The following is an 8,599-nucleotide window of genomic DNA, read 5'->3' as shown; positions in this document are numbered from 1 at the left end:
CCACGTACTGCGCGAAGGCCACGGCCACCAGCACGGGCAGGAGCCAGGGCACGAGCCCGCGCGAGGCCGCGGCCGCGAGGCCGGAGTCCACGAACGCGAAGTCCGACGCGTGGTCGAGCGCGCGGCCCACGCCGCTCGCCGTGCCGCGCGCGCGCGCCAGCGGCCCATCGGCCAGGTCGGTCGCGATCGCGACACAGAACAGCGTCGCCGCCCACACCGGTGCGTCGCCACGCGCGACCCACCACGCGAAGGGCGCCACCGCGAACAGCCGCACCAGGGTGAGCAGGTTCGCCATGCCGGGTTTCTCAGCCCTGCTGGATCTGCTTCGCGATGGTCTGGAGCTGCATGTTGCTCGTGCCCTCGTAGATCTTGCCGATCTTGGCATCGCGCCAGCGCTTCTCGACCGGGTACTCGCGCGTGTAGCCGACGCCGCCGAACAGCTCGACGGCGGCCGAAGTGACTCGCTCGGCGACCTGCGAGGCGAAGAGCTTCGCCATCGCGGCCTCCTTCAGGAACGGGCTGCCTCCGTCCTTCAGGCGCGCAGCGTTGTAGACCATGAGCCGGGCGGCCTCGACCTCGGTCGCCATCTGCGCGAGCTGGAACTGCACGGCCTGGAAGCTGCCGATCGCCTTGCCGAACTGCTTGCGCTCCTGCGTGTAGGCCAGCGCGTCTTCCAGCGCGCCCTGCGCGATGCCGACCATCTGGGCGCCGATCGCGATCCGGCCCTCGTTGAGTGTCTCGATCGCGATCTTGTAGCCCTGCCCGACCTTGCCCACGACGTTGGCCTTGGGCACGCGCACGCCGTCGAGCACGAGCTCGCAGGTGGAGCTGGCGCGGATGCCGAGCTTGTCCTCCTTCTTGCCGACCGAGAAGCCCGGCATGCCGCGGTCGACCACGAAGCTCGTGATGCCGCGGTAGCCCGCGCCGGGGTTGGCGTTGGCCATGACCAGGAACACGCCGGCCTCGGCGGCGTTGGTGATCCACAGCTTGCGGCCGGTGAGCACGAACGAGTCACCGTCCTCGACCGCGCGCGTGGCCAGCGCGAAGGCGTCGCTGCCCGAGCCGGCCTCGGACAGCGCGTAGGAGGCCACGGTGTCCCGGGCCATGCGCGACAAGGTGCGCTGGCGCAGCTCGGGCGCGGCGAAGCGCAGGAGCGCGTTCGCGACCAAGGTGTTCTGCGCGTCGACCAGCACCGCCACGGCGGCGTCGCCGCGCGACAGCTCCTCGATCGCCAGCACGCTGAGGAAGAAGCTGCCGCCCGCCCCGCCCCACTCCTGGGGTGTCTCGATCGCCATCACGCCCAGCTCGAACAGCTTGGGCACGAGGTCCGCATCGTAGTGACCCTGCACGTCCTGGCGCCGGGCGCGCGGCGTGAGCTCGTTCGCGGCGAACGCGCGCACGGTGTCGCGGAAGATCGCCTCTTCGTCAGCCAGCGCCGTGAGCGGCGCAGTCACTTCTGGATCCGGCGTCCGAGCTCGGCGGTCACCTGCTCGAGCGGCAGCTCGAGAGTCTGGCCGCCGGCGCGCACCACGAGCTCGACGCAGCCCTTGGCCAGCGCGCGCGGGCCGAGCACCACGCGGAACGGAATGCCGATCAGGTCGGCGTCCTTGAACTTCACGCCCGGGCGCTCGTCGCGGTCGTCGAGCAGCACGTCGAGGCCCGCGGCCCCGAGCTCCGCGTAGAGCCGCTCGGACTTCTCGCGCTGCTCGGGGTCGGAGGCCTTCACGGTCGCGACCACCACGTGGAAGGGCGCGATCGAGATCGGCCACACGATCCCGTTCTGGTCGTGGTGGGCCTCGATCGCGGCCGCCATGATGCGCTCGATGCCGATGCCGTACGAGCCCATCACGATCGGCACCTCCTTGCCTTCCGCGGTGAGCACGCGCGCGCCCATGGGCTCGGTGTAGTACAGGCCGAGCTTGAAGATGTGACCCATCTCGATGGTCTTCTTCAGCTCGAGTGACTTGTTGCAATTCACGCAGGCGTCGCCTGCGCGCGCGTTGCGCAGGTCGGCCCAGCTGGCTTGCGCGAGGTCGCGCGCGACGTCGACGTGGCGCAGGTGGAAGTCGTTCTCGTTCGCGCCGGTGGTCATCTCGCGCCGGCCGCGCAGCGCCTCGTCGGCGAACACGCGCAGGCGAGTCACTCCCACCGCGCCCAGGCTGCCCGGCAGCGCGCCCAGCGCCGCGCGGCACTCCTCGGGGTGCGCAGGGCGCGTGGGCTTGCCGGGGAACAGCTCGGCGAGCTTCACCTCGTTCAGCTCGTGGTCGCCGCGCAGGAGCAAGAGCACCGGCTCCTCGGCGACCACGTACACCAGTGTCTTGATCTGGCGCTCCGCCGCCGCGCCGCCCTGGAAGCGAGTCAGGTCTTCGATCGTGCGCACGCCGGGGGTGGGGAACTTCTCGACCGTGCCCGCGGTCGGCGGGTCGCTGACCGGCGGGGCGACCGACTTGGCCTTCTCCAGGTTCGCCGCGTAGCCGCAGCCCGGACACACCACGATCCAGTCCTCGCCGGCGTCGCACACCGCCATGAACTCGACCGACTGACTCCCGCCCATCGCGCCCGACGAGGCCTCGACGGGAATGGTCTCGATGCCGCAGCGCGAGAAGATGCGCCGGTAGGCGTCGGCGTGCTTCTCGAACGAGACGTCCAGGCCCGCCGCGTCGACGTCGAAGGAGTACGAGTCCTTCATCGTGAACTCGCGCCCGCGCAGGACGCCGGACTTGGGGCGCGGCTCGTCGCGGAACTTGTCGCCGATCTGGTACCAGATCTGCGGCAGCTGCCGGTAGCTGCGCAGCTCGTCGCGCGCGATCGTGGTGAAGATCTCCTCCGCGGTCAGGGCCAGCGCCATGTCGCCCTGCTTGCGGTCCTTGAGCCGGAACAGCTCCTCCTTCACCGAGCTCCAGCGCCCGCTCTCCTTCCAGGGCTCGGCCGGGTGGAGCATGGGCAGGCGGAACTCCTGCGCCCCGATGCGCGCCATCTCCTCGCGCACGATCGCCTCGACCCGGCGCGCCACCCGCTCGGCGAGCGGAAGCTTCGAGTAGATGCCCGCGCCGAGCTGGCGGATCAGCCCGGCGCGCAGCATCAGGCGATGACTCGTGGCCTCTGCGTCGGCGGGGTCGTCGCGCAGCGTGGGAATGAACATCTGCGACCAGCGCATGGCGGCTACTCTAACGAGTTAAGCCCGCACGATCCGCCGGCCGATTACGGCGCCATGAACAACCGGGTCGCTCGAGGGCTCTTGGTCACGCTCGCCGTTGCCGCCTGCGCGCTCGCCGCTCACGAGGCGCGCGCACAGGCGTACAAGTACAAGGACTCGAGCGGTCACGTGCACTTCACCGAGGACTACGACCAGATCCCCGAGCGCTACCGCAAGCAGGTCGAGACACGCGAGATGCCCGCGCACGTCGACCCGAACTCGCCCGAGGCGAACAAGGCCCAGCAGGGCGCCACGGCCGCGACCTTCGAAGAGGGCGTCCGCCAGGGCATGGGCGGCAACCTCACCGTGAAGCAGGAACAGGCGCTGCACGCCTGGATCGGCAAGTGGATGTGGCCGTTCATCGCGGGCCTGGTGGTGAACTGGATCATCACGCTCTCGATGGTGATCCACGCCTTCGTGCAGGGCCGCATCGGCTGGGGCCTGGCGAACTTCTTCATCGGCGTCACCACGCCCGTCTACGTGATGCTGCAGCTCGAGCAGACGGCGCTGGTGCGCGTGGGGCTGCTGTTCCTGTGGATCGCGCCGATGATCGTCGGCGGGATGGCGGGCTCGGACCTGGCGAGCGCGCTCCACTGAGTCAGGGGCAGTGCGTGCGCGCCGGCGGCGCCGGCGCGACCAGATAGTCGGTCACCAGCGCGTCGACACACTCGTCGCCGCGGCCGAACGCGGTGTGCTCGCGGCTCTCGACGTCGATCCGCGTGGCCGAGACGAAGCGCTGCGCGAGTCTCTCGCCCCAGAGGTGCGGCGTGAGCGGGTCGTTGCGGTTCGCCAGCACGAGCATCGGCGGCGCGCCGGGGCGCGGCGCCGCGGGCAGGGCGGTGCGCGGCTCGACCCAGAACGCGCACGGCAGGTGCGACAGCAGGTTGCCGGACCCGAAGTGCGGCGAGGCCGCACTGGCGGCCGGCAGCGCGGCGCGGAAGTCGTCGGCCGAGAGCCGGCGCAGGTCGGCGCACAGGGTGGCGAGCTGCGCCTCGACCGAGAGGTCGTCGAAGTAGCCGTCGTAGAGCGTCTGGATGCCGGACCAGTCACCCTCTTCGGCGCGGCCCAGGGCCGTGGCCAGCTCGTGCCAGCCCCCGGGCGGCGTGGCGAGTCCCTCGGCCGCCGCGTAGAGCACGGTGCTCTTGCGCGGTGCGCGCGCGTAGACCGCGTCGAGCGTGTCGGCGCCGTGCCAGCCGCGGCGGCGCGCCTCGGCGTCCCAGGCCACGAGCGCCGCCTCGACCCCGACCGACTGCTCGCGCGTGAAGCGCTCGAGCTCGTAGCCGGGGTCGATCGAGCCGTCGAGCACGACCCCGCGCACGTGATCGGGGTAGAGGCTCGAGTAACTCGCGCCGAGCGACGTGCCGTAGGAGAAGCCGAGATAGCTGATCTTTTGCTCGCCCAGCGCCGCGCGCACCCACTCCAGGTCGTAGGCGTTGTCGGCGCTGCTCATGAACGGCAAGAGCTCGCCGTGCTTGCGTGCGCACTCCTCGGCGAACGCGCGGCTGGCGTCGAGCGCGCCCTGCCAGGCCGCGTCGGCGCTGGGCGCCGGGTCCTGCTCCATCAGCCGCGCCAGTGACTCGTGGCAGTCGAGCGGCGTGCTCCCGCCCGTGCCGCGCGTGTCGAACGCGATCAGGTCGAAGCGCTCGTGCGCAACCTTGCCCAGCCGCGGCCAGCTCGCGCGCAGATAGGCGATCGCCGAGATGCCCGGGCCGCCCGGGTTCACGACCAGCGCGCCGATGCGCTGGTCGGGCCGCGCCGCCGGCAGGCGTGCCAGCGCGAGCTCGAGCGTCGCGCCGCCGGGCGCGCGATGGTCGACCGGCACGCGCAGGCTCGCGCACTGGAAGTCAGCGCCGCAGGTCCGCCAGGCGAGCTGCGGCTGTGAACGCGGCGCCTCGGGCCGCGCCAGGCACCCGGCCAGGAGCACGATCGCCAGGGCCAACCAACGCCGCATCGGCGGGGTAGGTTCGCCATCGGGTAAGATCCGCGCCAGCATGGCCGCGCGTTCGCGAAGCAAGCAGCCCGCGCCCGACCCGGCCGCCGACTGGCGCGAGGGCAGCGACCGGCTCGAGGCGCTGGCGCAGGACACCTCGCGCGCGCTCGCCGCCGGCCGGCTCGCCAAGGCGAGAAAGTCGTTCGCCGAGTACCGCGAGCTCCTGCTGCGCCATCTGGCGCACGAGGAGGACGTGTCGTTCCCGCTGGCCGAGAAGGTCGCGCCGGCCCAGGGCGGTCCGATCAAGAGCCTGCGCGTGGCCCACATCGGGATCCGCCGCGACCTGGAGCAGGTCTCGACTCACCTCGAGGCCGGCCACGAAGAGGCGGCGCGGGCGGTGTTCGGGGCCTTCCTGGAGAGCTTCGCGTCCCACGAGCGGCTCGAGGACCAGCTGATCGAGCTGCTCGGAAAAACCCGCCGGGGCACTGGCTCGGCCCGTCGCTCCCGTTAGAATCGCGCGGCGCCTGGGTCGCGGGAACTCCCTCCGATCGCACCCACCGCCGAGAAATCCGCTCGATCCCCCTCGAGGAGTCCCAGGGAACGGTGGCTGAGTACCCGTTCATCGCAACCGTCGCGGAGGTCGAACAGCTCGCGACGAAGCTCGCGCTCGAGCCGGTGGTCGCCGTCGATACCGAGGCGGACTCCTTCTTCCACTATTTCGACAAGCTGTGTCTGGTGCAGATCAGCGCGTCCTGCGGGACGTTCCTGATCGACCCGCTGGCAGTGCCCGCGCGCGCCTTCGACGCGCTCGCGCCGGTCATGGCGAACCCGGCCATCCGCAAGGTGTTCCACGCCGCGGAGTACGACCTGTTCGTGCTGAACCGACACTCGGGCATCCGCGTGCGCAACCTGTTCGACACCATGATCTCGGCGCAGCTCCTGGGCTATCCGGCCGTGGGCTACGGCGCGCTCGTCGAGAGACACTTCGACGTGCGTCTCTCGAAGGACCAGCAGCGCACCGACTGGTCGCGCCGGCCCCTGAAGGAAGTGCAGATCGACTACGCGGCGGCCGACGTGCGCTATCTCGCGGAGCTGTCGCAGATTTTGGAACGCGAGCTCGAGTCACTGGGCCGGCTGGCCTGGGCGCAGGCCGAGTTCTCCGCGCTCGAGCAGCGCGTGTGGCCCGAGCGCGAGTTCGACCAGCAGGGGTATCTGCGCATCAAGGGTGCGCGCAAGCTGTCGGCGCGCGGGCTCGCGGTGCTGCGCGAGCTGTATCTCCTGCGCGACAAGCGCGCGCGCGAGGGCGACCGCCCGCCGTTCAAGGTCATGGGCAACGGCACGCTGCTCGAGCTGGCGCAGAACCCGCCGCTCTCGCGCCGTGCGCTGGCCAAGCGCCGCGGACTCACCGACCTGGTCGTGCGCCGGCTCGGGCAGGAGCTGGTCGAGGCCGTGCAGCGCGGCCTCGAGGGCCCCGAGCACCCGCCGCTCGAGCGCAAGTCGGCCGGCAACGGCCGGCGCCGGCTCGACCGGCGCGGCGAGGCCCGGCTCGAGGAGCTGAAGCGCTGGCGGGCCGCGAAGTCGCGCGAGCTCGGGCTCGATCCCGGCGTGTTCTGCCCCAATGCCGCGCTCGAGGAAATCGCAGGCGCCGTGCCGCGTTCGCTCGAGGAGCTGCGCACGCTCGGACCCGTGAAGACCTGGTGGGCCGACCACTTCGGGGCGGAGCTCTTGGGCGTGCTGGCCGCCGCCGAGGCGCGCTCGGCGGCCAGCGAGGAATCCGCGGCCGCACACGCCGGACACGCGAGTCACGGCAGTCACGCGAGTCACCCGGCTCACTCGCCGTCGGCCGCTTCCGGCACGCCCCAGGACCCGAACGCGCCGCGCCGCCGGCGCTCGCGCGGCCGGCGCCGTGGATCACGCGGGGGACGACGCCGCGGTTTGTGATCTCCGTCACGCGGTTTTCCAGGCAGGCGGTCGCTCTAGAGACCCGTGGCTTCTCATTCCGACACTCCCGCCTGGCTATTCTCGTTCGTCGACCTGGCCTTCCTGATCCTTCTGGCCATGACACAGCTGGGCACGCCCGACGCCCAGAAGAGCATCGATCTGGGCGAGATCGTCGTGCCGAAGATCGGCTCCGACGGCGGCGCGCAGCCCATGGCGGAGAGCTACGCCGGCCTGCAGCTGCGCGTGTATCCGGTGGGCGACGGACAGCCTCCGTTCGAGCTGGTCGCGCCGGGCGCGCAGCCCATGCGCTTCGCCAAGGAGGAGCTGCGGCCGCGACTCACTCGCTACCGCACCTCGGGCCTGGACCGGCCGCTGCTCGCCCCGCACGCCGACTCGCGCAGCGAGGACCTGCTCTACGCCGTCGGCATGATCGAGGACCTCTGGCCCAGTAACCGCAGGGCGACGGTCGAGCGGGTCGCGGCGCCCCAGTGACCACCAGCGCGATCCGCCGCCGCTACGGCTGGGGCGCGGCGCGGCTGTGCATCGAGGCGCAGCCCGTGCGCCACCAGGACACCCCGCCGCTCCTGCCCAACGCGACCAGCGGCGCCGCCACGGTGCTGATCGGCGGGCTCGCGGTGTTCGCGCTCCTGCGATCGATCGAGCCGCCCGAGGAGAAGCCGAGCGAGATCCAGATCGTGCAGCTCCAGGACGAGCCGGCCCCCGAGCCGCCGCCTCCGCCGCCGGAGCACCTCATGCAGCCCATGCCCGAGCCGGAGCCGGAGCCCGAGCCGCCGCCCCCGCCGCAGAAGAAGCCGGAGCCGGTGGTGGTCGCCAAGCTCGAGCCGCCCAAGCCCAAGCCCAGGCCTGCGCCGGCGCCCGCGGTGCGCAGGCCGCCGCCCATGCCCAAGCCCGAGCCGGTGAAGGTCGCGCCCGAGCCCGCGCCGGTCTGGAAGCGGGTGGCGCTGGCGCCGCCGCCGGCGCCCAAGCCCGAGACGCCACCGCCCGCGGTGCGCAGGCCGCCGCCGGTGCAGATCGAGCCGCCCAAGCCGCTGCCCGAGCCCACCGAGTCCGCGCCCGCGTGGAAGCCGGTCGCGCTCGCGCAGAAGCCGGCCGCGCCCAAGGCCGCCGCGCCGCACGTGACGATCGACGCGGTGAACGCGCCCAGCGCCCCGGCCGAGCTGCCCACGCGGACGGCCAGCCTGCCGCCCGGCGTGCCGGCCGCGCCGCGCACGGTGAAGATCCCGCCCAACGTGAAGCCCGTGGTCGCGGCGCCCGCAGCGCCCGATCTCGAGTCCGACTCCGCGGCTTCGGCGCCCAGCCTGGCGCGCGCGCCGGTCACCGCGCCCGTGGCGCCCAAAGTCACCCAGCGGCTGCCGCCCAAGGGCGCGCTGGCCATGCCGGGCATCGGCAACGCCGGCGCGCGCGAGGCGGCCGCGGCGCAGAGTGACTCGCGTGGCTACGAACGCGCCGAAGTGACTGCGCCGCGCGCGCAGGCCGGGCCCAGCCAGCCCAACGCCAAGCTGCGCGGCGTG

General features: G+C 72.3%; 9 protein-coding genes. 5 read left to right on the top strand and 4 right to left on the bottom strand.

Translation table 11 applies throughout. From position 1 onward, the window contains the following. The 3 genes from VMR86_22320 to VMR86_22310 form a co-directional block, all read right to left on the bottom strand. A partial coding sequence (locus VMR86_22320; protein HTO09803.1) for a CDP-alcohol phosphatidyltransferase family protein occupies nucleotides 1–295 on the bottom strand: 295 nt, incomplete at its 3' end. 10 nt (nucleotides 296–305) lie between these two features. Continuing rightward, entirely contained in the window at nucleotides 306–1,454 is a 1,149-nt protein-coding gene (locus VMR86_22315) for an acyl-CoA dehydrogenase family protein (protein HTO09802.1), read from the bottom strand. Next, nucleotides 1,451–3,157, bottom strand: coding sequence for a proline--tRNA ligase (locus tag VMR86_22310; GenBank protein HTO09801.1), 1,707 nt, complete (start codon nucleotides 3,155–3,157; stop codon nucleotides 1,451–1,453). The genes VMR86_22315 and VMR86_22310 overlap by 4 nt, the downstream gene beginning before the upstream one ends. A gap of 54 nt (nucleotides 3,158–3,211) precedes the next feature. Here VMR86_22310 and VMR86_22305 point away from each other — a divergent pair, with 54 nt between their 5' ends. Further along, a complete protein-coding gene (locus VMR86_22305) occupies nucleotides 3,212–3,793 on the top strand; it encodes a DUF4124 domain-containing protein (GenBank protein ID HTO09800.1) in 582 nt (193 codons plus the stop codon). 1 nt (nucleotide 3,794) lies between these two features. Here the strand turns inward: VMR86_22305 and VMR86_22300 are convergent, their stop codons facing one another. After that, nucleotides 3,795–5,135, bottom strand: coding sequence for an alpha/beta hydrolase (locus tag VMR86_22300; protein HTO09799.1), 1,341 nt, complete (start codon nucleotides 5,133–5,135; stop codon nucleotides 3,795–3,797). A gap of 52 nt (nucleotides 5,136–5,187) precedes the next feature. Between VMR86_22300 and VMR86_22295 the strand changes: the two genes are divergently transcribed. From VMR86_22295 to VMR86_22280, 4 genes are all read left to right on the top strand, one after another. Next, nucleotides 5,188–5,637 carry a hemerythrin domain-containing protein gene (locus tag VMR86_22295; GenBank protein HTO09798.1) on the top strand — a complete coding sequence of 150 codons (450 nt, stop codon included), beginning with the start codon at nucleotides 5,188–5,190 and terminating at the stop codon, nucleotides 5,635–5,637. A gap of 92 nt (nucleotides 5,638–5,729) precedes the next feature. Continuing rightward, entirely contained in the window at nucleotides 5,730–7,067 is a 1,338-nt protein-coding gene (locus VMR86_22290) for an HRDC domain-containing protein (GenBank protein ID HTO09797.1), read from the top strand. Nucleotides 7,068–7,112: 45 nt separating this feature from the next. Further along, nucleotides 7,113–7,559: a hypothetical protein gene (locus VMR86_22285; protein ID HTO09796.1), complete on the top strand. Its 447-nt coding sequence runs from the start codon at nucleotides 7,113–7,115 to the stop codon at nucleotides 7,557–7,559. Continuing rightward, nucleotides 7,556–8,599: hypothetical protein (locus VMR86_22280; GenBank protein ID HTO09795.1), on the top strand; the 1,044-nt coding region annotated here is incomplete at its 3' end. The genes VMR86_22285 and VMR86_22280, both read left to right, overlap by 4 nt.

The sequence above is a fragment of the Myxococcota bacterium genome (assembly GCA_035498015.1).
GTDB lineage: Bacteria > Myxococcota_A > UBA9160 > SZUA-336 > SZUA-336 > VGRW01.
The sequence above is the reverse complement of the archived record's forward strand: the minus strand, read 5'-3'. Positions and strand labels throughout refer to the sequence as shown.

Coding starts and splice junctions, on each gene's coding strand:
- VMR86_22310 (HTO09801.1), bottom strand. CDS start 3,157: ATGCGCTGGTCGCAGATGTTCATTCCCACGCTGCGCGACGACCCCGCC.
- VMR86_22305 (HTO09800.1), top strand. CDS start 3,212: ATGAACAACCGGGTCGCTCGAGGGCTCTTGGTCACGCTCGCCGTTGCC.
- VMR86_22295 (HTO09798.1), top strand. CDS start 5,188: ATGGCCGCGCGTTCGCGAAGCAAGCAGCCCGCGCCCGACCCGGCCGCC.